This window comes from Colwellia sp. BRX8-4 (assembly GCF_014077345.1).
GTDB lineage: Bacteria > Pseudomonadota > Gammaproteobacteria > Enterobacterales > Alteromonadaceae > Colwellia_A.
Map to the genome: position 1 here is coordinate 40,552 of NZ_JACGVS010000002.1, position 26,867 is coordinate 67,418.

22 protein-coding genes are annotated in these 26,867 nt (G+C 38.5%); 15 read left to right on the top strand and 7 right to left on the bottom strand.

Going from position 1 to position 26,867, the window contains the following annotated elements:
• Window positions 1-256 precede the first annotated feature (256 nt).
• The 13 genes from iscX (at window position 257) to H4J56_RS02065 (ending at window position 13,823) form a co-directional block, all read left to right on the top strand.
• On the top strand, window positions 257-457 hold the full coding sequence (gene iscX, locus H4J56_RS02005) for a Fe-S cluster assembly protein IscX (protein ID WP_070374809.1): 201 nt from the start codon (window positions 257-259) through the stop codon (window positions 455-457).
• A 143-nt stretch (window positions 458-600) separates the two neighbouring features.
• A complete protein-coding gene (locus H4J56_RS02010) occupies window positions 601-2,310 on the top strand; it encodes an NAD-dependent malic enzyme (protein ID WP_182258782.1) in 1,710 nt (569 codons plus the stop codon).
• Between the two features lie 77 nt (window positions 2,311-2,387).
• Window positions 2,388-2,552, top strand: coding sequence for an invasion associated locus B family protein (locus tag H4J56_RS19865; RefSeq protein ID WP_182229949.1), 165 nt, complete (start codon window positions 2,388-2,390; stop codon window positions 2,550-2,552).
• An 84-nt stretch (window positions 2,553-2,636) separates the two neighbouring features.
• Complete coding sequence (gene ndk, locus H4J56_RS02020) at window positions 2,637-3,068, top strand: nucleoside-diphosphate kinase (RefSeq protein WP_070374808.1); 432 nt, start codon at window positions 2,637-2,639, stop codon at window positions 3,066-3,068.
• A gap of 339 nt (window positions 3,069-3,407) precedes the next feature.
• Window positions 3,408-4,580: a bifunctional tRNA (adenosine(37)-C2)-methyltransferase TrmG/ribosomal RNA large subunit methyltransferase RlmN gene (locus tag H4J56_RS02025; protein WP_070374807.1), complete on the top strand. Its 1,173-nt coding sequence runs from the start codon at window positions 3,408-3,410 to the stop codon at window positions 4,578-4,580.
• A 122-nt stretch (window positions 4,581-4,702) separates the two neighbouring features.
• Complete coding sequence (gene pilW / locus H4J56_RS02030; RefSeq protein ID WP_182250598.1) at window positions 4,703-5,926, top strand: type IV pilus biogenesis/stability protein PilW; 1,224 nt, start codon at window positions 4,703-4,705, stop codon at window positions 5,924-5,926.
• Window positions 5,923-6,921 carry a RodZ domain-containing protein gene (locus H4J56_RS02035; RefSeq protein ID WP_182221154.1) on the top strand — a complete coding sequence of 333 codons (999 nt, stop codon included), beginning with the start codon at window positions 5,923-5,925 and terminating at the stop codon, window positions 6,919-6,921. Before pilW ends, H4J56_RS02035 begins: the two co-directional genes overlap by 4 nt.
• A 68-nt stretch (window positions 6,922-6,989) precedes the next feature.
• Window positions 6,990-8,108, top strand: coding sequence for a flavodoxin-dependent (E)-4-hydroxy-3-methylbut-2-enyl-diphosphate synthase (gene ispG, locus H4J56_RS02040; RefSeq protein WP_070374804.1), 1,119 nt, complete (start codon window positions 6,990-6,992; stop codon window positions 8,106-8,108).
• Between the two features lie 184 nt (window positions 8,109-8,292).
• The gene (gene hisS / locus H4J56_RS02045; RefSeq protein ID WP_182250599.1) at window positions 8,293-9,567 is read left to right on the top strand and encodes a histidine--tRNA ligase; all 1,275 of its coding nucleotides are present in this window, start codon (window positions 8,293-8,295) and stop codon (window positions 9,565-9,567) included.
• A 9-nt stretch (window positions 9,568-9,576) separates the two neighbouring features.
• Window positions 9,577-10,215, top strand: coding sequence for a tetratricopeptide repeat protein (locus H4J56_RS02050; protein ID WP_182221153.1), 639 nt, complete (start codon window positions 9,577-9,579; stop codon window positions 10,213-10,215).
• A gap of 17 nt (window positions 10,216-10,232) precedes the next feature.
• Window positions 10,233-11,438, top strand: a complete 1,206-nt coding sequence (gene bamB / locus H4J56_RS02055) for an outer membrane protein assembly factor BamB (RefSeq protein ID WP_182221152.1) — start codon at window positions 10,233-10,235, stop codon at window positions 11,436-11,438.
• 133 nt (window positions 11,439-11,571) lie between these two features.
• Complete coding sequence (gene der, locus H4J56_RS02060; protein WP_182176297.1) at window positions 11,572-13,032, top strand: ribosome biogenesis GTPase Der; 1,461 nt, start codon at window positions 11,572-11,574, stop codon at window positions 13,030-13,032.
• Between the two features lie 107 nt (window positions 13,033-13,139).
• Window positions 13,140-13,823 carry a PilZ domain-containing protein gene (locus tag H4J56_RS02065; RefSeq protein WP_182213275.1) on the top strand — a complete coding sequence of 228 codons (684 nt, stop codon included), beginning with the start codon at window positions 13,140-13,142 and terminating at the stop codon, window positions 13,821-13,823.
• On the opposite strand, the gene xseA is transcribed toward H4J56_RS02065, so the two are convergent.
• A complete protein-coding gene (gene xseA, locus H4J56_RS02070; RefSeq protein ID WP_182221151.1) occupies window positions 13,820-15,163 on the bottom strand; it encodes an exodeoxyribonuclease VII large subunit in 1,344 nt (447 codons plus the stop codon). The genes H4J56_RS02065 and xseA overlap by 4 nt on opposite strands.
• Window positions 15,164-15,603: 440 nt before the next feature.
• Here xseA and guaB point away from each other — a divergent pair, with 440 nt between their 5' ends.
• Complete coding sequence (guaB, locus tag H4J56_RS02075; RefSeq protein ID WP_182213278.1) at window positions 15,604-17,076, top strand: IMP dehydrogenase; 1,473 nt, start codon at window positions 15,604-15,606, stop codon at window positions 17,074-17,076.
• A 364-nt stretch (window positions 17,077-17,440) separates the two neighbouring features.
• Entirely contained in the window at window positions 17,441-19,018 is a 1,578-nt protein-coding gene (gene guaA, locus H4J56_RS02080) for a glutamine-hydrolyzing GMP synthase (RefSeq protein ID WP_182221150.1), read from the top strand.
• Window positions 19,019-19,213: 195 nt separating this feature from the next.
• Here the strand turns inward: guaA and H4J56_RS02085 are convergent, their stop codons facing one another.
• The 6 genes from H4J56_RS02085 to tkt all read right to left on the bottom strand — a co-directional run bounded on the left by H4J56_RS02085 (window position 19,214) and on the right by tkt (window position 26,781).
• Window positions 19,214-19,999, bottom strand: a complete 786-nt coding sequence (locus H4J56_RS02085; RefSeq protein ID WP_182221149.1) for a YdiY family protein — start codon at window positions 19,997-19,999, stop codon at window positions 19,214-19,216.
• Complete coding sequence (locus H4J56_RS02090) at window positions 19,989-20,819, bottom strand: mechanosensitive ion channel family protein (RefSeq protein WP_182213283.1); 831 nt, start codon at window positions 20,817-20,819, stop codon at window positions 19,989-19,991. The genes H4J56_RS02085 and H4J56_RS02090 overlap by 11 nt, the downstream gene beginning before the upstream one ends.
• 143 nt (window positions 20,820-20,962) lie before the next feature.
• A complete protein-coding gene (gene fba, locus H4J56_RS02095) occupies window positions 20,963-22,027 on the bottom strand; it encodes a class II fructose-bisphosphate aldolase (protein ID WP_070374794.1) in 1,065 nt (354 codons plus the stop codon).
• 394 nt (window positions 22,028-22,421) lie between these two features.
• Window positions 22,422-23,600, bottom strand: a complete 1,179-nt coding sequence (locus H4J56_RS02100) for a phosphoglycerate kinase (RefSeq protein ID WP_182213285.1) — start codon at window positions 23,598-23,600, stop codon at window positions 22,422-22,424.
• A gap of 52 nt (window positions 23,601-23,652) precedes the next feature.
• Entirely contained in the window at window positions 23,653-24,678 is a 1,026-nt protein-coding gene (gene epd, locus H4J56_RS02105; RefSeq protein WP_182213568.1) for an erythrose-4-phosphate dehydrogenase, read from the bottom strand.
• A 114-nt stretch (window positions 24,679-24,792) separates the two neighbouring features.
• Window positions 24,793-26,781 carry a transketolase gene (tkt, locus tag H4J56_RS02110; protein WP_182258783.1) on the bottom strand — a complete coding sequence of 663 codons (1,989 nt, stop codon included), beginning with the start codon at window positions 26,779-26,781 and terminating at the stop codon, window positions 24,793-24,795.
• Window positions 26,782-26,867 lie beyond the last annotated feature (86 nt).

Genomic DNA, 26,867 nt, shown 5'->3' on the forward strand with positions numbered 1-26,867 from the left:
TAACCATAATATTTCAATCAATTCTATCTTAAGGGATTATATTTCCTGCTGAAGTAGCGCCTTTGATGTATCATAGGTATATACTTATGACCAAGCGTTAAGGTGGGTGGTTTAAGTGAAAGAGACATTGAAAAAATGGTGGCAAACTGATTGTCAATTTTGCCTTAAATACCGAAGAATGTTTATTTGGTTAATTATCATGATTGCAATAGATGCATTGTGGTTTAATCTTTTATTTTAAAAGTTGGAGTTATATATGGGATATCGTTGGACAGACTCATTAGAGTTAGCATTAGACTTAATGGAAGAGCATCCGGATGCTGATCCACTTAAATTACATTTTCCAGAATTGATGCAATGGGTGATAGCCCTCGATAATTTTGATGATGATCCTAAGCATTGTGGTGAAAGAGTGCTTGAGGCCATTCAATTAGCGTGGATTTCTGAAGTCGATTAGCGGCAGATAAATTTAAGGGTGATTTTTAGTCTTGTTTAGGTAATTGATTGTTTTATAAACCTCATCTGGCTTATACTACCGCATATATCACTACCATGAATTTTGACTATTCATCAACCATATGGTCTACATCAAAAATTATTATGACAATAAAAATTAAACGTCCGTTATATATCCACTATGCTGGTCCAAGTCTTTTAGAAACCCCCCTATTAAATAAAGGTAGCGCTTTTGACGAAGAGGAGCGCACTAATTTTAACTTAATGGGCTTATTGCCGCCCCGTTATGAAACAATAGACGAGCAAGTTGAACGTGCTTTTATGCAATATAATAAGTTTCGAACCAACTTAAATAAGCATATTTATTTACGTACAATTCATGATAACAACGAAACTTTATTTTTCAGGCTCGTTCAGGCGCACTTAGCTGAGATGATGCCGATTATTTATACGCCGACAGTAGGTGATGCGTGTGAGCAATTTTCAGATATTTATCGTAGCTCGCGTGGATTATTTATTTCTTATGAAGATAGACATCACATGGATGATATTCTTCGTAATGCGACAAAAAATAAAATAAAAGTCATTGTTGTTACCGATGGCGAGCGTATTCTTGGTCTGGGTGACCAAGGCATAGGTGGAATGGGTATTCCGATCGGCAAGCTTTCACTTTATACCGCTTGTGGCGGCATTAGCCCCGCGTATACTTTACCGGTAATGCTCGATGTTGGTACCAATAACGAAAAGTTATTGAATGACCCTATGTATATGGGGCGTCGTCATAAACGTATTAATCAAGAAGAATACAACGAGTTCGTTGACATGTTTATTCAAGCAGTGAAACGTCGTTGGCCACATGTATTATTGCAATTTGAAGATTTTGCTCAACCCAATGCCACACCATTACTTAATAAGTATCGTGATGAAATTTGTTGTTTCAATGATGATATTCAAGGAACCGCCTCAGTGACTGTCGGTACTTTACTAGCAGCATGCCGCATTAAAGGGCGTAAGCTTGCTAAAGAAACCACATTATCACAGCAAAAAGTTGTCTTTGTTGGCAGTGGCTCTGCCGGTTGCGGTATTGCCGAACAAATTATTGCGCAAATGGTCAGTGAAGGTATTTCTGCAAAACAAGCACGCAGTCAAATTTTTATGGTCGACCGTTTTGGTTTATTAACCGATGGTATGGCTGATTTACGAGACTTTCAGCAAAAACTGGTGCAATCACCTCGTACAATTTCTACGTGGGCTGTTTCAGGGCGATATGCGACATTATTAGAAGTGATGAATAATGCTCAGCCAGATATTTTAATCGGCGTGTCAGGTGTGCCGGGTTTATTTACCGAACCTGTGATTAGAGCAATGAAATCACACTGTCCAATGCCGATTATTTTCCCGCTTAGTAATCCTATTAAACAAGTTGAAGCTACGCCAACACAAGTCATTAATTGGACGCAAGGCGAGGTCATTGTTGCAACCGGCAGTCCATTTAAACCCGTTGAATATCAAGGTAAAACTTTTCCTATCGTGCAATGTAATAATAGTTATATTTTTCCTGGTTTAGGTTTGGGTATTGTTTCAGCCAATATTAACCGTGTTACCGATGAAATGTTAATGGTTGCCAGCGAAACTCTTGCTAAAGCTTCACCATTAGCCAACACCGGGCTGGGTGAACTCTTACCTCCACTCACTGAGATTGCCAGTTTAAGTCGAAAAATAGCCTTTGCTGTCGCGAAAGTAGCTTTTGATCAAAACTTAGCTTTACGCATCGATGATGAAAGTTTACTCGCAAAAATAGAACAGAACTTTTGGCAACCAGAATATCGACAGTATCGTCGAAGCAGTGTGTAGTTAGTATTTTGTTACTCATATAAAAAAACTGACTCAATGTCAGTTTTTTTATATCTGCTTATTTTACACCTTAAAGTATGATTAAAATCGATGATGTTTTACTCAAGGAGATGAAAAACGCTAAGGTCGGTATGATCGCTTTTGCTTTAGAGAGTAAAAAGCAACTTACTTTACCCATATCTCTAGAAGGATTCGAGGCTGGGTTCAAGACATTAAAATCAAAAAGAGTACTAAGTGAATAATATTAGTTTTTTTGTTCAAATTCGTCTATAATCGCGCCAAAATTTATACACCTATTTTATCTAAAATATATATAAGGGCTTATCATGGCTATCGAACGTACTTTTTCTATCGTAAAACCAGACGCAGTTGCTAAAAACTTCATTGGTCAAATTTATAACCGTTTTGAAACTGCTGGTTTAAAAATTGTTGCTTCTAAAATGATTCACTTAAGCCAAGAAAAAGCTGAAGGCTTTTACGCTGAACATAGCGAACGTCCTTTCTTTGGCGCTTTAGTTTCATTCATGACTTCTGGTCCAGTTATGGTTCAAGTTTTAGAAGGCGAAAACGCTGTTCTTAAAAACCGTGAAATCATGGGTGCTACTAACCCAGCTGAAGCACTTGCTGGTACTATCCGTGCTGATCTTGCTGATAGCATCGACGAAAATGCTGCTCACGGTTCTGACGCTTTAGAATCTGCTGCACGTGAAATTGCTTACTTCTTCTCAGATGACGAAATTTGCCCACGCACTCGTTAATCTGATATTAAACGTTGTTAATGGCGAAACTTCTGTAAGAAAAGTGCTCACTTACTAACGTAAGCTCCGCGCTATCCTTTTTGAATTTTCATCATTAACTTAGTTTAATCTAGAAATAGAATATTAAAGGGTTTTACTGTTTCCAGTAAAATCCTTTTGTTATTTTTAGAGTTATAATAAACCTTAAGCTTTTTAATTTACTAACTCTCTGTTTTACAAAAAGAGAAATTTAATTAAAAACGTTAAGGTTTGATATAATTTGATCTGTAAATTGTCATGTTTTGTATGAAAGCTGTACAATTGTTTTTTGTAATTTTGTTGTTTGAGAAGTAGTGAATCATGAGTGAAGTGACTGAAGTTGTAAGCCCGACCGTATCTGCGGTAAAGAAGAAAGTAAATCTATTAAACTTGGACCATCAAGGGATGCGTGAATACTTTGCTTCAATTGGCGAAAAGCCATTTCGTGCCGATCAAATGATGAAATGGATATATCATTTTGGTTACTCTGATTTTGAATTAATGACTAATTTGAACAAAAAATTACGTGAAAAATTACAACGTGAAACAGAAATTAGCGCACCAGAAATATCTGAAAAGCAAGTATCAACTGACGGCACGATAAAATACTCTTTACGCCTCGAAGGTGGTCAAGAAGTTGAAACAGTGTGGATCCCTGAAAACGATCGCGCAACATTATGTGTATCCTCGCAAGTCGGTTGTGCACTTGAATGTACGTTTTGTGCCACGGCGCAACAAGGCTTTAATCGCAATTTGTCTATGAGCGAAATTATTGGTCAAGTATGGCGTGTTGCTAATGATATTGGCGCGACACGTATCGCTGGAAAACGTCCCATTACCAATATTGTTATGATGGGAATGGGCGAGCCGCTTTTAAATATGAAAAATTTAATTCCAGCGCTTGATACTATGTTAAATGATTTAGGCTACGGCCTCTCAAAACGTCGAGTAACAGTGAGTACTTCTGGTGTAGTACCGGCGCTTGATATGTTAAAAGAAAAAATAGATTGTGCATTAGCTATTTCAATTCACGCGGGTAACAACGAGCTTCGTGATGTATTGGTCCCAATAAACAAAAAGTATCCTTTAGAAGAGTTTATTGCGGCAGCTGGACGTTATATTGATGGTTCAAAAGCTAACAAGCAGGCAACGATTGAATATGTGATGTTAGATCATGTTAATGACAGTACTGACCAAGCACATGAACTTGCTATCGCTTTGAAAGATTTACCGAGTAAAATCAATCTGATCCCGTTTAATCCTTACCCTGGATCGCCTTATAAACGTTCAAGTAATTCACGTATTGACCGTTTTGATAAAGTACTGCAGTCATATGGTTTAACCGTTATTACTCGCCGTACCCGTGGTGATGATATTGATGCAGCTTGTGGCCAATTAGCCGGTGATGTTTTTGATAGAACAAAGCGAACAGCAATGAACTCTTCAAAAAATGACGAGTCTAAAGCCCAAGAGATTTCAGTTAAACTGGTCTAACACTTTATTCTCGAGGTATTTATACCCGTTCGACAGCATGCTAGTTCAACAAGCATCTTGAAGTAGATCGGGTATAGGTATAATCTGTAATTATTACATTACGATAAGTGACATTCTGCCATATGATTAAATTTCTGCCGCGGTTATTTATAACGAGCGTTATCGCTTTGTTAATTGTCCTTTCTGGGTGTGTAACACAAAATTATGAGAACGACAGTACAATACCTGTAGTAGAAAGTGACTCAAGTAATAATGAAATGGCGATGACTCGAATTTCATTAGGCCTTGGCTATTTAAAAATGGGAAATACTAGCCAAGCGAAATTAAACTTGGAGAAAGCAAAGCGCTTTTCACCGAACTTATCCCAAGTTTATACGGCCTTTGCTCATTATTATGATGTGGTTGGCGAATCACAGCTTGCTACCAATGCTTATGAACAAGCGTTATCAATCGATGAAAAAAATCCAGATACCTTAAATAATTATGGGGTTTTTCTTTGTCGACATGAAAAGTATGCTGACGCTGAAAAATACACTTTAAAAGCGATAGCAATCCCAACGTACTTAATGGTCTCGCAAAGCTACGAAAACCTGGCGCTTTGTCAACTAAAAGCCGGTGAATTTGTTAAGGCTGAAAAATACTTTACAAAATCTATTCAGCATAGTCCTAATCGTGCATCAGCTTTATTACAAATGGTTCGCTTACAGTACGCTATTGGCGATTATAAATCCGCGCAACGTTATTTGAAACGTTATGAAAAAGCAACTCGTCGCTTTAGTCCTGAAGCACTTTCATTGGCTTATAAGGTTTTTGAAAAGCAGCGCAATTATCGTACAGCTAAAAATTATGCCAGTATGTTGGTAAAAATGTTCCCAACTTCTTACCAAGCTAAGCAATATATTTTAAATGCGCTTGAGCATACTGAAGCGGATGACTTAGCAAAGATTTATCAAGCATCGATATTAACAACTAGTGACGCTTTACCACCGAAACGTGTCGTTGTTTTGTCACCGAATAAGCCCCAAAAAAAACGGCTAAAACAACAGGCTAAAAAAGCAACAGTTGCTAAAAGTACTAACGTAGAGACGATGAGTATCAAGGATACCCAAGAACAGTTAAAGGATGACCTTGAAGCAAAAATACATATTATTGTCAAAGGCGACAGTTTATTTAGCCTCTCAAAAAAATACAATATTCATATGAAGACACTAGAGCGCTGGAATAATATTACTCGTAGCGATATTTTAAAGCTAGGCCAAACGTTCTATGTTTATTTACCAGAGCATACTGATACTATGCCAACCAACAATGCTACTAATAAAGTTGAACAAGAGAAAACCCAATGACCCATGTTGAAACGCCTAATAATATCAAAAAGGCACAAGCTACTGCATCATCAGAACCCTTGCATAACAGTTCCGAAGACGACCTTTCTGACAATAGTAAAATCATTGGGCCGGGACAAATTCTTAGTGATGCTAGAAAAAAAGCAGGCTTAACTCAGCAAGAGGTTGCGAGTAAACTCAATTTTCGTCTTACTTTAGTTAATGAGATAGAAAGTGAGCTGTTTAATAGTAATTTGCCGGAAACTTATAATCGCGGCTATTTACGTAGCTATGCAAAATTAGTTAATGTTTCTCAAGATGATGTATTGGTAAGCTATGAACAATTAAATATAGCTAAAGCACAAGTTTCTAAACTACAAAGTTTTTCTAAAGGCACGGAAAAGTTAGCAGAAAGTAATCGTATTATGTGGATAAGCTATATCATTTTAGCCATTCTCATTGGTTCTACTATGATGTGGTGGTTGCAAAATAATAAAGAACAAGCTCAAACGCTGGCTGAAGATATTGAGATAATTACTCAAAGTGCTGACGATGTTAACGAAAATCAAACGAGTGATCTTTCGACAGTTAACATTGATAACGTGACTAAAACTATTACTGAGGCACCTTTAGCTACTGCCGTGTTAGAGCCGCAAAGTAATGATATTACACCCGCAGCGGTTAATGTAGAAAATAGTCAAGTGAGCGAAGCTGACATCATTGCAGTTGAAAATACCCCAACAGCAGAGGAAGCATTGACTGAAGTGCCTTTAACTGAAGTCATTTTTACTTTTTCTGGTGACTGTTGGGTAAATATTTCAGATTCAACAGGTGAGCGCATTGCTTGGGGTGTGAAAAAATTGGGTTACGTTATGACAATATCTGGGCAAGCACCTTTTGATGTTACCCTAGGAAGACCTGAATTAGTGGCAATAAACTTTGCCGATGAAGTCATTGATATGAGTCAGTTTAACAGTGGTAATATCGCTAAATTTACTTTGCCTGTTACCAATTAGTCATTAGCATTTTGTATAAATAACGTTTGTTGCGCTTAAGTGACAAACCACCAAAGTTGTGAATTATTATGTTTAAAGAATCTCCAATCATCCGCCGTAAATCTCGTCAAATAATGGTGGGTAATGTTCCTGTTGGTGGCGATGCACCGATAACTGTGCAGTCAATGACCAATACGTTGACGACTGATGTGGCAGCAACCGTTGCACAAATTAAAGCATTAGAAGGTGTGGGTGCTGATATTGTTCGGGTGAGCGTACCGACGATGGATGCAGCCGAAGCCTTTCGCGAAATTAAAAAACTAGTGAAAGTTCCACTGGTTGCTGATATCCATTTTGATTATCGAATCGCCTTAAAAGTTGCTGAGTATGGCGCAGATTGTTTACGTATTAATCCTGGCAATATCGGCCGCGAAGACCGAGTGCGTAGTGTTGTTGAATGTGCACGTGACTTAAATATTCCTATTCGTATTGGTGTAAATGGTGGTTCATTAGAAAAGGATATCCAAGAGAAATATACTGAACCAACGCCAGAAGCACTTTTTGAATCGGCAATGCGCCATGTTGATATTCTAGATAGGCTTAATTTCGATCAGTTTAAGGTTAGTGTTAAAGCCTCAGATGTATTTCTTGCGGTCGAATCTTACCGTTTATTAGCAAAGCAGATTGATAACCCACTTCACCTTGGTATTACCGAAGCAGGTGGCTTGCGCTCTGGCTCAGTAAAGTCTTCTGTAGGTTTAGGCTTGTTATTAGCTGAAGGAATTGGCGACACGTTACGCATTTCTTTGGCAGCAGATCCCATAGAAGAAATTAAAGTCGGTTTTGATATTTTAAAGTCACTAAAATTACGTAGTCGAGGTATCAATCTTATTGCTTGTCCAAGCTGTTCTCGCCAAGAGTTTGATGTTATCGCCACCGTTAATGCGTTAGAACAACGTATTGAAGATATATTAACGCCAATGGATGTTTCTATTATTGGTTGTATCGTTAATGGTCCGGGTGAAGCGATTATTTCTGATTTGGGCTTAACGGGTAGTAGCCGAAAAAGTGGTTATTATTTAGATGGCATCCGCCAAAAAGATCGCTTTGATAATAATAACTTAGTAGACCAGCTCGAAGAGCGAATTCGTGCTAAAGCGAAACTTCTTGATGCGGCTTACAAAATAAAATTTAAAGAAATAGAGTAATAAAATAACTTTAAAAAGAGCGAAACGTTATAGCGGTGACAGTTCAGTTGAAACCTGCATTTTGAGGTATCACAGCTGTACTATTTACGTTTCGTCTCAAACTGCCTATAATGCGCGCTGCACTTAATTTTTCCCGTTTTATATAAATATCTATTTTATACAATAGATGAAAGAGAGCCTTACTTTGAGCAAAACATTACAAGCCGTCAGAGGGATGAACGACTGTTTACCCACTGAAACTCCTATTTGGCAAATGGTTGAATCAGTTTTACGCCGAGTTGCTAGTAGCTATGGTTTTGCTGAAATACGTATGCCGATTGTCGAGTCTACTGGACTTTTTAAACGATCTATTGGTGAAGTTACTGATATCGTTGAAAAAGAGATGTACACTTTTGATGACCGTAACGGTGATAGCTTAACACTGCGACCAGAAGGTACAGCATCATGTGTGCGTGCAGGCAATCAGCATGGTTTATTATATAACCAAGAACAACGTTTATGGTACATGGGGCCGATGTTTAGGCATGAACGCCCACAAAAAGGTCGTTATCGTCAGTTCCACCAATTCGGCTTAGAAGCCTTTGGAATTGGAACACCTGACATAGACGCAGAAATTATTATGCTAACTTCTCGTCTTTGGCGGGAACTTGGCATCAATGAGTTTGTCACACTAGAGCTAAACTCGTTAGGTTCAAATGAAGAGCGTGCAAATTATCGCGATGCTTTAGTTGTTTTCTTAACAGAAAAAGAAGATCAGCTTGATGAAGACTCTAAACGCAGAATGCATACCAATCCATTACGCGTTTTAGACAGTAAAAATAAAGATGTACAAGCCGCTTTAGTGGGCGCACCAAAATTAAGTGATTATTTTGATGATGAATCTAAAGCTCACTTTGCGGGTGTTTGTCAGCGTTTAGATGCTGCGGGTATTAACTATATTATTAATGACCGCTTAGTTCGCGGTTTAGATTATTACAATCGTACGGTATTTGAATGGGTGACTGACAGCTTAGGCGCACAAGGTACTATTTGTGCGGGTGGTCGTTATGATGGCTTAGTCGAACAACTTGGTGGCAAAGCAACACCAGCATTTGGTTTTGCCTTAGGTATTGAACGCTTGGTACTCATGTTAACGAGCTTAGAAAAAGCTAACAATATTCGTGCACAAGTTGATGTTTATGTTATTGGTTTAGGTGAGGGGGTTGATATTCAAGCAGCGCTACTCAGTGAACAATGGCGTGACCAAGTTAAAGATATTCGCATACAAAACCACTGCGGTGGTGGTAATATGAAAAAACAAATGAAACGGGCAGATAAATCGAGTGCGCAAGTAGCAATTATCATCGGTGAAGATGAACTTGCTGAGCAAAGCGTGACGATAAAATATTTGCGTGGACAACAAGAACAACAGAAGGTGTCGCTTGAACAAGTGCCAGCTTTATTAAACAGTTTAATTTAAGGTGAAGTAGTGGACGTTTATCAAACAGAAGAACAACAAGTCGAAGCCATCAAAGGTTTTTGGAAAGAAAATGGTACTGCAGTTATTGCCGGTTTAGTTTTAGGTTTTGCTGGTTTTATTGGCTTTAACGTATATAAAGATACCCAACTTGAGAATGAAGTTTTAACGTCTGATGCTTATCAAACAGTGATGGAAAGTGCTGGTGTAGACGGAAAGGCTTTTTCAGCAAGTGCAAGTAAATTTATTGCTGAAAATAAAGACTCTAGCTACGCATCATTAACGGCGCTTGCGCTAGCAAAAGAAGCGGCTACTCATAAAGATTGGCCACAAGTTGCTATTCACTTGGCAAGTGCTATTGAAAGCTCTACCAATCAAGGTATTAAAGCTATCGCAAGTGTTCGATTAGCGCGTGTGCAAATTCAACTTGAGCAATACACTGAAGCATTGGCAACCCTATCGGTTACACTGCCAGAGTCATTTAAAAGTGCGATTGAAGAAACTAAAGGCGATGCATATTTCAAGCAAGGTAAAGTAGAACTTGCTCGTAATGCTTATCAAGCAGCACTTGACGTTGAAGGTCAAACAAATAATGGTGCCTTACAAATGAAATTAAATGATTTAGCCCAATTATCATCGATTGCTAAATAAAGAGGCTAATCATTCATATGTTAAAAAAATTACGCTTTAATAGAAAGTTATTAGTGATAGCGCTAGTGTCCTTAGGGCTTGTCGCTTGTTCTTCAACTGACGAAGAAGATGAAGCGACTAAAGTTGCTGAATTAACAGAAATCAAACAAGCTTTTGATGCTGATGTGCTCTGGGAAACCAGTGTCGGTAATGGTGTTAGCGATTATTTTTCACGTATTAAACCTAATGTTGCTTACGGCAAACTTTACAGTGCTAGTCGTTACGGTGATGTTGTTGCTTTGGAACTAGAAAATGGTGAAGAAATTTGGTCAACAGATTTAAGTGATGTAAAAGGCGAACGCGGCTTTTTTGAACGTCGACAATCTGCTTTATTAAATGGCGGCCCAATTTTAGGTATTCAAAAAGTCTTTATTGGCAGTGAAAATGGCGAAGTATTCGCATTAGATGCTGATACAGGTAAGCTTGATTGGCAAGGAAAAGTAAAAGGCGAAGTTATTGCAGCTCCTGCCATTGATGCTGGTATTTTAGTTGTCAATACTGCTTCAGGTGTCATCAAGGCTTTTAACGCTTCGAACGGTCAAGATGAATGGCAAATCGAACAAGAAGTACCAGCATTAACGTTACGTGGTGTTAGTTCGCCAGCGATTTCTTCTGGTGGTGTGATGGTTGGTTCAGCTAATGGAACCATGAGCGTCTATATTCTTGAAACTGGTCAACAAGGTTGGACAGTAGAAGTTGGTGAAGCCGGTGGCTCGACACAATTAGAGCGAGTCATAGATGTTGACTCTGCGCCACTTATTTATGGCGATAAAGTTTATAGTATTTCTGTAAAGGGTAATTTGACCGCTATAGATTTACGTACCGGTCGGATGATTTGGGAACGTCAGTATTCGTCATATCATGATATGGCTATTAGTGGTAACAGCCTATTTTTAACTGATATTAAAGGTCATATTTATGCGGTTGACCGTTTAAACGGTTTTGAAAAGTGGAGCCAACTTGCACTGACTAATCGTGGTGTTACCGGTCCTGCTATTATTAGTGATTATATTGTTGTTGGCGACTTTGAAGGCTATCTTCATTTTATCGACCAAACAACAGGTGATATCGTTGCACGTCATGAAGTTGACAGTAGCGGTTTAAATATAGCACCCACTGTACACGAAAATATTATTTACGCGCAATCACGTAATGGTGATTTGCAAGCGATAAAAATTCCATAAGTCTTTTTATCAGCTAGAATTAAACGGCTCCATTGCAGAATGCATTGGAGCCGTTGTTTGTTATTAAATAGAGTAAAAGTTTTGCATTTTGCATGACGTTGTTTACTCTACAAATGAATTTATAGAGGTAAACATGCTTCCAGTTGTTGCACTTGTCGGACGTCCTAATGTTGGCAAATCGACGTTATTTAACCGATTAACCCGAAGCCGAGATGCTCTCGTAGCAGATTATCCTGGCTTAACGCGTGACCGTCAATATGGTCAAGCGAAAGTAGAAGATCATCCATTTATTGTTATTGATACCGGCGGTATTAATGGTAATGAACAAGGTATTGACGCATTAATGGCCGAACAGTCATTAATGGCGATAGCAGAAGCCGATGCTGTTTTATTTATGGTTGATGCTCGTGATGGTTTAACATCAGCGGATATCGGTATCGCTGACTACCTTCGTAAACAAAATAAGAAAATATTTTTGGTTGCGAATAAAGTTGATGGTATTGATGCTGATTCTGCTGTTGCTGAATTTTATGAATTATCACTGGGTGATACCGTTCATAAAATTGCCGCCGCGCATGGTCGTGGTGTTACACAATTATTAACACTTGCATTAACACCTCATATAGAAGCACTTGGTGAAGCACGTGAAAATGATGAGTTTGATGGTGCACAAGAATTCTCAGCTAAAACTGATGAAGAAAAAATTGCCGAAGCACCGTTTGAAAATGATAAAATCAAACTTGCTATCATTGGTAAACCTAATGTGGGTAAGTCAACACTGACTAACCGTATCTTAGGTGAAGACCGCGTTGTTGTTTTTGATGCGCCAGGTACCACTCGCGATAGTGTATATATCCCGATGGAACATGATGGCCGTGAATATACATTAATTGATACTGCAGGTATTCGTCGTCGTAAAAACGTGACTGATGTTGTAGAAAAGTATTCTGTTATTAAAACACTACGTGCCATAGAAGATGCCAATGTTTGTTTGTTAATTATTGATGCTCGTGAAGGTATTACCGATCAAGATTTAAGTTTACTGGGCTTTATTTTAGAAGCAGGTCGTTCTTTGGTACTTGCGGTTAATAAATGGGATGGTTTAGAAGAGCATGTTAAAGATCGTATTAAAACCGAATTAGATCGTCGTTTAGGTTTTATTGATTTTGCACGTATCCACTTTATCTCTGCTTTACACGGTACCGGTGTTGGCCATTTATATGAGTCAGTTGAAGAAGCTTTCATTTCAGCAACTAAACGTATATCTACCTCAATGGTTACCAAAATATTAGATATGGCCACGTTTGATCATCAACCACCGATGAGTCAAGGACGTCGCATTAAGCTTAAATATGCGCATGCCGGTGGTTATAATCCACCTATCATTGTTATTCATGGTAATTTAGCCAAAAAGCTTCCTGTTTCATATAAACGCTATTTAATGAATTATTACCGTAAATCATTAAAAATAATGGGTACGCCGATTAGAATTGAGTTTAGAGAAACAAGTAACCCGTTTGCTGGCAAGAAAAAGTTAACTTATACCGAGCAAAAGAAAATGGCCAGAGCTACTGAAGGTTATAAGAAAGACTAAAAACTTACGTTTTTTTTGATAATAATTTAACATTACTGAAGCCAATCATTTGATTGGCTTTTTGCTAAGTGCTACATTTAAAATACTTATTCTTAAATGTTAACATTATGGCAGCCACTCCTAAAAAAATTGCATTGGTTAACCGCTTAGACAGAAACCTTGGCTTATTGCAGTCAGGCTCAACGATTACTATCGATATAGCCACACCAGCCGGACAAAAAGCAAAGTTTCGTAGCACCTTCATTGGCTACCTCCCCAAGCATTATGTTTTAGTGCAATTTCCTGATGCAAATAAATTAGGGAATTTTTCCCAATATATTACCCAAGGTGCTGGTATTACGGTGCGAGGTTTAATTGAAGGGCATGAGGGCGCGGTGGTTGCTTTTATCAGTAATGTTAAACAAACCTTACAAATACCTTCGAGATTAATTGTCCTTGATTTTCCACGTTCTGTTAGCTTACAAAGCTTACGTTCAGCGATGCGCATTGATACCGATATTGTTGCTAAGATAAATATTGCTAAAGAATATTGGCAAGCGACCATTATAGATATTTCTGTTAATGGCTGCCAAGTATTGATCACTAACGGCGAGTCGTTAGTGATGGAAAAAAATAAATCTGTCGAATTAATTGTCGAAGACTTTCAAGGATTAGGAAATTTAAAGTTTTCTGCAGAAACCTGTAGCTACAAATCACAAGCTAATGGCCTTTGTATCGGTTTAAAGTTTGAAGAAAAAAGTAAAGCATCAGTGATAAAGTTACTTCAGCATGCCGTTATTGCTGAAAATTAAATCTTATCAATAACTTGGCTTAAAATACGACCATCACTGACTTGAATAGATATTTCATCGCCAATACTCACTTGATCTTTTGTGCGAACAATTTGCTGATGACTATTTCGACTGACACTATAACCACGGGCAATAGTCGCGAGCGGACTGACAATATGGAGCTGCTCAATAATGCTAACAAAGTGCTCAGATTTATTTTTTACGCTAACGTCTAATGCCCGTTGTAATCTGTCATCTAAGTGGCGCAAGGTACTTTTATGTTGAATGATCACTTTTGTTGGATCTACGTGTTGTAAATCGCGTACTAACTTTTCGGGTTTTTGTTTGAAACGTGCCAATTCACGCTTTATTGCTTTATCTAAACGAATATTCAATTCATCTGATTTTTGTTGATGCTGCTGAAGTTTTCTTTCTGGATGAACTTGCGTTAAGCGATGATTAAGGTTTTGTAGGTCTGAGTTTTCTTGTTTTACTTTTTGAGTAAATAACTGCTGAGCCCGCTTTGATAATTCTTGTAAGCGACTTTGTAACTCACTATTGTCTTGTGAAACCAGTTCTGCCGCTGCTGAAGGTGTTGGCGCTCTTAAATCAGCAACGAGATCACTTAATGTTGTGTCTATCTCATGACCGACAGCGCTGATAATTGGAATGCGGCTATGAAAAATAGCATTCACTACGTCTTCTTCATTAAAGCTCCATAAGTCTTCTAGAGAGCCTCCTCCACGACCAACAATTAATACTTGGCATTCTTCACGTTGATTAGCGATATCGATGGCATGAACAATGTCATTCTTAGCATGCTCGCCTTGCACAAGTGCAGGGTATATAACGATAGTAATTGCTGGATTACGTCTTTGCAAAACAGATATAATATCTTTAACTGCAGCACCCGTTGGCGAGGTAACTATGCCAACCGTGTTAATATTTTTAGGAATGGCTTGCTTGAACTGCTGAGCAAACAAACCTTGTGCATTGAGCTTACTCTTTAATTGCTCAAATTGTTGTCGCAATAAACCTTCACCCGCATCCTCCATCATTTCAATAATTAATTGAAAATCACCTCGTGGCTCATACAAAGAAACCTTGGCGCGTACTAACACCTGTTGGCCGTTGCGAGGCGTTGAACCATCCGCTAACCTTACTCGTCGATTGTTGCCCTTAAACATTGCGCAACGCACTTGCGATTTACTGTCTTTGAGTGACAAATACCAATGACCCGAGCTAGCAGCAATGAAATTTGAGATTTCACCACACAACCATACGGTATTAAGTTCACTTTCTAGCATGAACTTTACTTTTCTCGTCAGTTCACTTATCTGTAAAATGTGCTGCGTAGCCATAAAATACTTACTTTATCTAATGTTAAGGCGATTTGAGTCGATATATCCGCTCTGCTTAAATATACGAGTTTCAGCAAACCTAAGCGAATCATAATCTAAGCACATATTTTTGTTAAAGGTTATTCCCTTAAATAAAATGTAACGACGCGTATTACTTGTTCCGATTCCCCGAAAGGGGCTTATGAACACTTTATTTTACGTTATTGATTTCAATAATAGAATAACTATTATTTTCAATCAATATCTTGCTTAAAGGCGTTTATAATTCCCTTTGGATCTTACCTATTAAAGTGGAACCAGTAAATTATATATTCCTTTAAACTCCCCAGAGATAATTATTTCAGTTTATCGTTAAATTTAAGTTGTTCTTAAACCACAAAACGGTTAAAATTCTGCCGCAATATTCACTCCCTAACCAACCTTTTTAGAGAGATGTTGCGATGCTAAGAATTGCCCAAGAAGCACTAACTTTTGATGATGTATTACTTGTACCTGCTCATTCAGAAGTACTCCCACATACGGCCGATTTAAAAACTAAATTAACCCGTAAAATTAATTTAAATATACCTATGGTATCTGCATCTATGGATACAGTTACTGAAGCACCTTTAGCTATTACATTAGCGCAAGAAGGTGGTTTAGGTTTTATTCATAAAAACATGACCATCGCTGAGCAAGCGGCTAACGTATTAAAAGTTAAAAAATACGAAAGTGGTATTGTTTCCGATCCCGTGACCGTCAATGCTAACTTTACTATTGAAGAAGTCATGCATAAAGCTGATGATCTTGGCTTTTCAGGTTTCCCTGTTGTTGATGAAAATGGCAATCTTACCGGTATAATTACTGGCCGTGATTTACGCTTTGAAACAGACCTCACTAAACCTGTCTCAGCGTTAATGACGACTAAAGAAAAATTAGTCACGGTTAAAGAAGGTGCCGCGCGTGAAGAAATACTTGGCTTAATGCACAGTAACCGTATTGAGAAAATTTTAGTGGTTGATGATGCCTTTAAATTAGTGGGTTTGATCACCGCTAAAGATTATCAAAAAGCTGAAAGTAAACCTAATGCTTGTAAAGATAAATTAGGTCGTTTACGAGTGGGCGCCGCTGTCGGTGTTGGCGCGGGTACTGATGAACGTATTGACGCGTTAGTTGCCGCAGGTGTTGACGTCTTATTAATTGATACTTCACATGGTCATTCCCAAGGTGTTCTTGATCGAGTAAAAGAAACCCGTCAAAAATATCCTGACTTACAAATTGTTGCTGGCAATGTGGCGACAGGGGCTGGTGCAAAAGCATTAGCCGATGTTGGCGTAGATGCGGTTAAAGTTGGTATAGGCCCAGGTTCAATATGTACTACGCGTATTGTAACTGGCGTTGGAGTACCACAATTAACGGCTATCTCAAATGCAGTAGAAGCGCTTAAAGGTACTGGCATTCCTGTTATTGCCGATGGTGGTATTCGATTCTCTGGTGATATTGCTAAAGCACTGGTTGCTGGCGCGCATTGTGTGATGGTTGGTAGTATGTTTGCTGGAACCGAAGAAGCACCTGGCGAAGTAGAACTTTATCAAGGTCGCTATTACAAATCATATCGCGGTATGGGCTCTTTAGGCGCAATGAGCCAGAAAGAAGGTTCAAGTGATCGTTATTTCCAGAAATCTGATGGCGAAGCTGACAAGTTGGTACCGGAAGGTATTGAAGGTCGTGTTGCTTATAAAGGGCCTGTTTCTGCAATTATCCACCAGCAGATGGGCGGATTACGCTCATCAATGGGTTTAACCGGCAGTAAAGATATTGAGACCATGCGAACTAAACCCGAGTTTATGAAAATTACCTCGGCAGGTATGGGTGAGTCGCATGTTCATGACGTAACCATCACCAAAGAAGCACCAAACTATCGTATGGGGTAGTAATATTGGTTGAGTTATTTTAGCTCGATTTCTGCGTTGCAAGTGCTCATTGACTATCGTCAACTCCGCGCTAGCGCCTTGAAATAGAGCTAAAATATTCTCAACTTGATGCACTGAAAATATTCTTAGTTACTTTTAGTTAACTGGAAAACAAAAGATTCTACAGGCTGAGTTATCAATAAATAACTCAGCCTGTTCATTTTATAAATCCGCTCTAAATGAATGAGCTTTAGGCAAGGCTGTTGAGTAATTAAACAAATGACTTATCTTATTATAAATAAGGTTTTATAAATGATTTTGTTTCATTACGAATACAACGCAGTATAAAGTTTAGACATAACGAGCGTTAAAGTAGGAAAACAACATGAGTAAAGACATTCATGATCACCGAATACTAATTTTAGATTTTGGTTCACAATATACTCAGCTAATTGCTCGTCGCGTACGTGAAATAGGTGTTTATTGTGAACTTTGGTCTTGGGATGTAACCGAAGAGCAAATTAAAGGTTTTAACCCGACAGGTATCATTCTAGCTGGCGGCCCTGAGTCGGTCACTGCAGAAAATTCACCTCGTGCACCTGAATATGTTTATAACGCTGGCGTTCCTGTTCTAGGTATTTGCTATGGCATGCAAACAATGGCTGAACAACTTGGCGGTGGTGTTGAAAGTTCAACGCACAAAGAGTTTGGTTATGCCGCGGTTGAACTTATTGCTAAATCTGCGTTATTCAACAATGTTGAAGACAGTATTGGTACTAACGGTAATGCTTTACTAGATGTCTGGATGAGCCACGGCGACAAAGTGTCAGCTATACCAACAGGCTTTGTTACTGTTGCACAAACAGCAAGTTGTGCTTATGCAGCAATGGCAAACGAAGAAAAGCAATTCTATGGTGTGCAGTTTCACCCTGAAGTGACCCACACTAAACAAGGTTTACGCATTTTAGAAAACTTTGTTGTTGAAATTTGCCAGTGTGAAAAATTATGGACTTCATCATCAATCATTGATGATGCTATTGCAAAAATGAAAGCTCAAGTCGGCGACGACGAAGTTATCTTAGGTCTTTCAGGCGGTGTTGATTCATCAGTAGTTGCTATGTTATTACATCGAGCGATTGGCGATAAATTGACCTGTGTATTTGTTGATAATGGTTTACTTCGTTTAGATGAAGGCCAGCAAGTCATGGATATGTTTGGCGATCACTTTGGTTTAAATATTATAAAAATTGAAGCCGAAGATAGATTTTTAGACCGCTTAGCGGGTGAAAGTGAGCCAGAAGCAAAACGTAAAATTATTGGTAATGTTTTTATTGATGTTTTCGAAGAAGAGTCGAATAAGTTAGATAATGCCAAATGGTTAGCACAGGGCACTATTTACCCTGACGTCATTGAATCGGCCGCCTCAGCGACCGGTAAAGCGCATGTTATTAAATCACATCATAATGTTGGCGGCTTACCTGATTACATGAAACTAGGCTTAGTTGAACCATTACGTGAGTTATTTAAAGATGAAGTACGTAAAATAGGCTTAGAGCTTGGCTTACCGTACGATATGCTTTACCGTCATCCGTTTCCTGGCCCTGGGTTGGGTGTACGTATTCTAGGTGAAGTTAAAAAAGAATATGCTGATTTATTACGTCGTGCCGATGCTATTTTCATTGAAGAATTACACAAGCATGATTTATACACTAAAGTAAGCCAAGCGTTTACCGTATTTTTACCGGTAAAATCAGTAGGAGTTATGGGCGATGCCCGTAAATATGATTGGGTTGTATCATTACGTTGTGTTGAAACCATCGACTTTATGACAGCACGTTGGTCACATTTGCCTTATGATTTCTTAGGTTTAGTGTCTAATCGGATCATTAACGAAATTGATGGTATTTCACGTGTCGTTTATGATATTTCAGGTAAACCACCCGCGACGATTGAGTGGGAATAAACAGCACTTTTATTACTTATAAATAATAATGGCCTTAGCATTTAAATGTTAGGGCTTTTTTTTTACTTATTGTTTTAGCGTGTAAAAATAAAGTAGGTGATAAAACCTGTGCTGAGAGAGATTAGGGATGAAAAGGAAATATATTTAGCCTTCAAAAGAGTTGAAGGCTAAATAAAGCATCTTAGTTTAGGTCAACTAGAAGCTATAAACGAGCGTTAACGCCGTTTGAGTATTGGTGTTTTCTTTGCCTTCTTCAACATCAGTATTATAGTCAATCTTAAAACTAACTTTTAATTGTAACGTTGAAATAAGCTTAGTAGTTATTGAGCTTTCTGCTTGATAATTACTGTTTTCACCACTTTTAGTCGCATACTTAGCAACAAATCGCTGCTTAAATTTAACATGTTCGTTTAAATTACGTGTATACAAAGCTTGTGCTTGTATAATGAAAGCAGACTTGTTTTCAGTATACTCATTACCATTTTCATCTTCTAAACGTACAACGTCTTTTTTATAACCGGGTCCGATATCAGCATCAAATGTGCCTGTTTTACTTTCAAACCAACGACGACCCCAACCAGCAGAGATAGAGCTTTGAGTCTCAAATCCGCCAAAACGATTATCGTCGTGAGATACATTACCATAGACATAGTTAGTTTTTTTAGCGCCAATGGTATAGTTAGTTTGACCCACTATCTTCCATTGCTGATCTGTTGTTTGAGTCTGTTGAACACCCTCTTCATCTTCAATCTCTGCTTTACTTGCAAGCAAGTCAAAGCGAACAGTACTTCGCCATAAACCTAATTCATGATCTAAATCGAAGCCAGCTTTTATATCGGTGCTTTTATTATCGCCAGTTTTAAATAGTGCGCCTAATTCAGCAGACATACTTAATGGATCTTTTGGAGCGACTGCTTCTTCGGCAAAAGCATTAAGTGATAAGCTGCTACATAAAGCAACAATTGCTAATTTATTGTTCATTTTTGGTCTCTTGATTAACATGTACAGAAAGTTGTGGAAAAGGTATTTCGATACCAGCTTTGTCTAGTTCTATTTTAATCGCTTCTAGCAAATCAAAATGCACAGGCCAATAGTCTGCTGTTTTTACCCATGGACGAACGACAAAGTTCACTGAACTATCAGCTAAGGCACTAACACCAACAGTAATAGCTTGGTCTTTTAATACTAAATCATGATTACTCACAACATCTTTTAGTATTTGCTTTGTTTGTTTTAAATCTGCGCTATAACCAACACCAATGACTAAATCTATTCTTCTGGTTGCTTTAGCTGAATAATTTGTAATGGTGCCACTTGTAATACCACCATTAGGAATAATAACTGTTTTGTTATCACCGGTTCTTAACTGTGTTGAAAATACATGCACTTCTTCAACAATACCTGCGGTACCTGAAATTTCAACAAAATCACCGGCTTTAAAAGGCTTTAATGAAATTAACAAAATACCTGAGGCAAAGTTTGATAATGAACCTTGTAATGCTAAGCCTATTGCAAGACCTGCAGCACCAACAATGGCCACTAATGAGGTGGTATTAAAACCTAAGTGAGAAATCGCAGCAATAAAGGCAACCATCACAACTAAGCCATAAATTAAGCTAGCGATAAAAGAAGTTACGGTATTATCGAATTTTTTGTGGGTAAGGATTTTTTTTGTTGCAGAACTGATCAGTTTTGCGACAAATTTACCAATCACAAAGATAGCAATCGCGATGATAAATTTTATTAGATTTTCTTGTAACATAGCCTGGTTTTCAACTAACCAATTAGTAACATTGTCCATTTTTTGTACTCCGTTTAAAAATTGTGGAATATTATAGTGAATTTGACAACATATTTCTAATAATATTACATTTTTCTAATAATATAACGAAAAATTTACAAAAAAAGGAGCCGAAGCTCCTTAATCTTAATGGCTAGCTGATGTTATTTTATAATAGCGTTCAGTTTGCCAGCATCATATAAATCAAACATAGTATCTAATGAAATGGGTTTGATTTTATCTGCATTACCCGATGCGCCAAATGAATCATAGCGAGCTATACAAATTTCAGTCATGGCTTTAGTGGTTTCAGCTAAAAATTTACGTGGATCAAATTCGCTTGGGTTGTGTGCTAAGAAGCGACGAGTTGCCCCCGTTGATGCTAAACGTAAATCAGTATCAATATTAATTTTACGAACACCATTTTTAATGCCTTCTTGAATTTGCTCTACTGGCACGCCGTAAGTTTCAGGAATATTACCACCATATTCATTGATGATAGCAAGCCACTCTTGTGGCACTGATGATGAACCGTGCATAACTAAATGGGTATTTGGGATACGGTTATGTATCGCTTTAATACGGTCAATCGCTAAGATGTCACCTGTTGGTGGACGCGTAAATTTGTAAGCGCCATGAGAAGTTCCACAAGCAATCGCTAAAGCATCAACTTGAGTTTTCTTAACAAAGTCAGCGGCTTCTTCTGGGTCAGTTAACATTTGTTCTTTTGTTAATATCCCTACTGCACCAATACCGTCTTCTTCACCCGCTTCACCTGTCTCTAATGAACCAAGACAACCTAATTCACCTTCAACAGAAACACCACAAGCATGTGCCATTTCAACGGTTCTGCGTGTTACATCAACGTTGTATTCATAGCTTGAAGGCGTTTTACCATCAGACATTAAAGAACCATCCATCATAACTGATGAAAAACCCATTTGAATTGAACGCTGACAAACACTCGGCGAGGTGCCGTGATCTTGATGCATTACCACGGGAATATGAGGGAATTCTTCAATTGCGGCAAGAATTAAATGACGAAGAAAAGGAGCGCCAGCATACTTACGAGCACCTGCAGAACCTTGTAAAATAACCGGGCTATTGGTTTTGTCTGCAGCGATCATTATTGCTCTAACTTGCTCTAAGTTGTTAACGTTAAAAGCGGGAATACCGTATCCGTATTCTGCAGCGTGATCTAACATTTGGCGCATAGAAATTAAAGCCATTGAATTACTCCTAAGTGTTTAAGATGTCATATATTATTTGCCCAATCTCAAAAAAAACAAGTTTCATTGTGAAATTTAAGCTTTCGTAACGTAAGTATATCAGATAAGAAATTGACATGGCAAAAGAAAAAATAATGCCATTAATGGTTTTTATCTGTTTATTTATAACGGTTTTAAATAATGTTCTATAATTACTATCAAGAAGGTCGATAAACTCGATTTATAGCGAATATTTGTGCTTTTGTTTTGTAAGTTTACAACGAAAGAGTGAAATGTAATGAAAGCGCCGTTGATGGTTTTTATGAAGTTTTTTAGAAATAATAAAGAAAGCTAAAAAAAACCGCCTTTTATAAAATAAAGAGCGGTTTGATGTTGATGATTTAATTAACGTGTTTTACGTTTTAGCGCGTTCTTCTAAGATAGCGACAGCGGGTAACACTTTCCCTTCTAAAAATTCTAAGAAAGCACCACCACCGGTTGAAATATAGGAGATTTTATCGGCTATATCATATTTATCAACAGCAGCTAAGGTATCGCCACCACCAGCAATTGAAAAGGCTGAGCTTTCGGCAATTGCTTTTGCAATAGTTTCTGTACCACTACCGAATTGATCAAATTCAAAAACGCCAACAGGTCCATTCCAAACAATAGTGCCAGCATTTTTAATTATTTCTACGAGTGCCTGCGCTGAATCTGGTCCGATATCAAAAATCATATCTTCATCGCTAACATCGTTAACTGACTTTAACGTTGCGACAGCCGTTTCTGAAAACTCTGTACCAGTAATAACATCTGTTGGCACCGGAATATCGCCATCATTTGCTCTTGCCTGCTGCGTTAAACGGTTAGCTTCATCAAGTAAATCGGCTTCGTATAATGATTTACCCACATTATGTCCGCTTGCTGCTATAAAAGTATTTGCAATGCCGCCGCCAACCACTAATTGGTCAACAATTTTCGCTAATGACTCTAACACGGTTAATTTTGTAGAAACTTTAGAACCACCAACGATCGCCACTAATGGGCGTGCAGGATTGTCTAGTGCTTTACCAAGTGCTGCTAATTCACCGGACAATAGTGGACCCGCACAAGCAATAGGTGCAAACTTTGCTACGCCATGTGTACTAGCTTGCGCGCGGTGCGCGGTACCAAAGGCATCCATGACAAATACATCACATAATGCAGCTAATTTTTTTGATAAAATATCATCATTATTTTTTTCGCCGACATTAAAGCGAATGTTTTCAAAAACAACTAATTCACCTACTTTTGCATCAACGCCATCTAAGTAATCTTTTGCTAGATGCACGGGGACATTTAATGCGGCAGCTAAATAGTCAACGACAGGTTTTAATGAAAATTCTTCGTTGTACTCACCTTCAGTTGGACGACCAAGGTGGGACATTATCATCACTTTTGCGCCCGCTTCTAAAGCAAGTTTAAGGGTAGGTAAAGCCGCTCTTAATCGAGCATCAGAGGTTATTTTTCCGTCTTTAAGAGGTACATTGAGATCTTCTCGGATCAAAACTCTTTGATTGGCTAGCGCCAAGTCGGTCATTTTAATTACTGACATTTGCTGTTTCCTATTCGATAAATTTTAAAGTTATGGGTGTTTTTTACTGTTATTATTTTTTAAGCTGAATATCTTTTGCCATGGTTTTTGCCGTATCTATCATACGATTTGCAAAGCCCCACTCGTTATCACACCAGACCAGCATTTTTACTAAACGCTTGTGGCTAACACGCGTTTGGTTGCCGTCAACAATACAAGAATGTGGGTCATGATTAAAATCTACAGAAACCAGTGGTTCTTCTGTGTAGCCTAAAATTCCTTGTAGTCCATTATTTTGTGCACGAATAATGGCTTGGTTAATCGCGTTAATATCAACATCTGTCGACAAGGTTAGGCTTAAATCCATCGCGGTAACATTAATCGTTGGTACTCGCACGGCAATCGCTTCGAAGCGTCCAGCAAATTTAGGCAGTATTCTTTCAATACCTGCTGCTAACTTGGTGTCAACCGGGATGATAGATTGGCTTGCTGCTCTACTAAGACGAAGATCTGGATGGTAAGCGTCGATAACTTGTTGATCATGCATAGAGGAATGAATAGTGGTAATACTGCCACTTTCAACGCCAAAAGCTTCATCAATGACTTTTATGACAGGCACAACGCAATTCGTGGTGCATGAGCCGTTCGAGACTATTTTATCTTTTTCACTGAGTTGTTGATGATTAATACCATAAATAATGGTGGCATCAACGTCTTGTTCACCAGGGTAAGAGTAAAGTACTTTACTGGCTCCTTGGCTCAAGTGAATATTTCCATCGTGTTGATTGGCAAATTTACCGGTGCAATCAAGAACGATATCTATGTTATGTTTTTTCCATGGCATGTCTTCGAGGGACTTTTCATGGCTAAGTTGTATGACATCGCCAGCGATAACTAACTGATTGTCAGCTAACTCAACTGAAAAAGGGAAACGACCATGGGTGGTGTCATATTTTAATAAATGCGCAATACCTTTAGGCTCGGCAAGCTCATTAATTGCGACAAGCTTTAAATATTGGTTATCAGCATTCTCATAGAGGGCACGAGCAACACTTCGACCAATTCGGCCAAAGCCATTAATAGCAATGTTTACAGACATAAGTTTATCGGCATAGGTTGATGGTATTAATTTAGGGTGTTGATAAAAGTCAAAGTCCTTCAAACGAGTATACATTTCGCTTGAAGGCTTTAACTTATAGGCTTTAGTTAATGATTAAAGCTTGTTTACAGTCTTAACAACATTTGCCACGGTGAAACCAAAATGTTCAAGTAACACGTTACCTGGTGCAGATTCACCAAAAGTTGTCATACCGACAACAGCGCCAGAAAAACCAACATACTTGTACCAAAAATCAGTGTGAGCAGCTTCGATAGCGACACGTTTTATCACAGATGAAGGTAATACTGATTCTTTGTATTCGCTTGATTGCACATCAAAAGTATTGGTTGACGGCATAGAAACTACACGTACTTTTTTACCATCAGCGGTTAATTGTTTTGCAGAATCAAGGGCTAATGATACTTCAGAACCCGTTGCAATGAGTATAACGTCAGCAGTACCCTCACAGTCTTGCAATACATAAGCGCCTTTGGCGATGTTTGTTACTTGTGAACTGTTACGCGCTACTGCCGGCAAACCTTGGCGAGAAAATATTAATGACGTAGGGCCATTTTTACGTTCAATCGCTGATTTCCAAGCAACAACAGATTCTGTTGCATCACATGGGCGCCAAGTATCCATATTTGGGGTAGTACGTAAATTCGTTAACTGTTCGATTGGCTGATGTGTTGGACCATCTTCACCTTGGCCAATAGAATCGTGAGTGTAAACAAATATATTTTGAATACCCATTAAAGCCGACATACGAACTGCGTTACGCGCATACTCCATAAACATCATGAACGTTGCACCGTAATTAATGAAACCACCGTGCAATGAAACGCCATTCATAATGCCGCTCATACCAAATTCACGTACGCCGTAATAAATGTAGTTACCGGCAGCGTCTTTTTCAATACCTTTAGAACCTGACCATAACGTTAAGTTAGAACCCGCTAAATCAGCAGAACCACCCAATAACTCAGGTAATATAGCGCCAAAAGCTTCAATAGTATTTTGTGAGGCTTTACGCGAAGCAATATTCTCGCCTTTATCTTGGCAAGCTTGCACTAAGGCATTGGCTTTCTCTTCGAAGTCGCTTGGTAAATCACCTTTAATAACTCGACGCTCGTATTCGGCAGCAAGTTCTGGGTGAGCTTGTTGGTATGCTGAAAATTGGTCATTCCAAGAAACTTGGCTCGATTGGCCTTTTTCTTTTTGATCCCATTCAGCATAAACATCGCTTGGAATTTCAAAAGGGGCATGTGGCCAGTTTAACGCTTTACGTGTCGCTGCAATCTCATCATCACCTAATGGTGCGCCATGACAATCATGTGTGCCTTCTTTATTCGGTGAACCAAAACCAATAATTGTTTTACAACAAATCATTGATGGTTTATCCGTTACTGCTTTAGCTGCAGTAATTGCCGCCGCTATAGCTGCTGAATCGTGACCGTCAACGCTTATAACGTGCCAGCCATAAGCTTCAAAGCGAGCAGGTGTATCATCTGTAAACCAACCTTCAACTTTACCATCAATTGAAATACCGTTGTCATCCCAAAAAGCGACTAATTTACCTAATCCTAAAGTGCCGGCTAATGAACATACTTCGTGAGAAATGCCCTCCATCAAACAACCATCACCTAAGAAACAATAAGTAAAGTGATCAACGATGTCGTGACCTGGACGGTTAAATTGTGCAGCAAGTGTTCTTTCAGCAATGGCCATACCAACGGCATTAGAAATACCAGCACCTAATGGTCCTGTCGTTGTTTCTACACCTGGGGTGTAACCGTATTCTGGGTGACCTGGTGTTTTAGAATGTAATTGACGGAAATTCTTTAATTCTTCAATCGGTAATTCATAACCGGTTAAATGTAATAAAGAATATATAAGCATTGAGCCATGACCGTTCGACAAAACAAAACGATCGCGGTCTGTCCAATTTGGATCTGTTGGATTATGTTTTAGAAAATCGCGCCATAGTACTTCGGCAATATCTGCCATGCCCATAGGGGCTCCAGGGTGTCCGGATTTCGCTTTCTGTACGGCATCCATACTTAAAGCTCTAATTGCATTGGCCAGTTCTTGACGAGACGGCATATTGACTCCAAATCTTTATTATATTTATACTTAAAATGAACTAAGTATATGAGGGGTGAAAGTGCCACCATTTTCACCTAGACCAC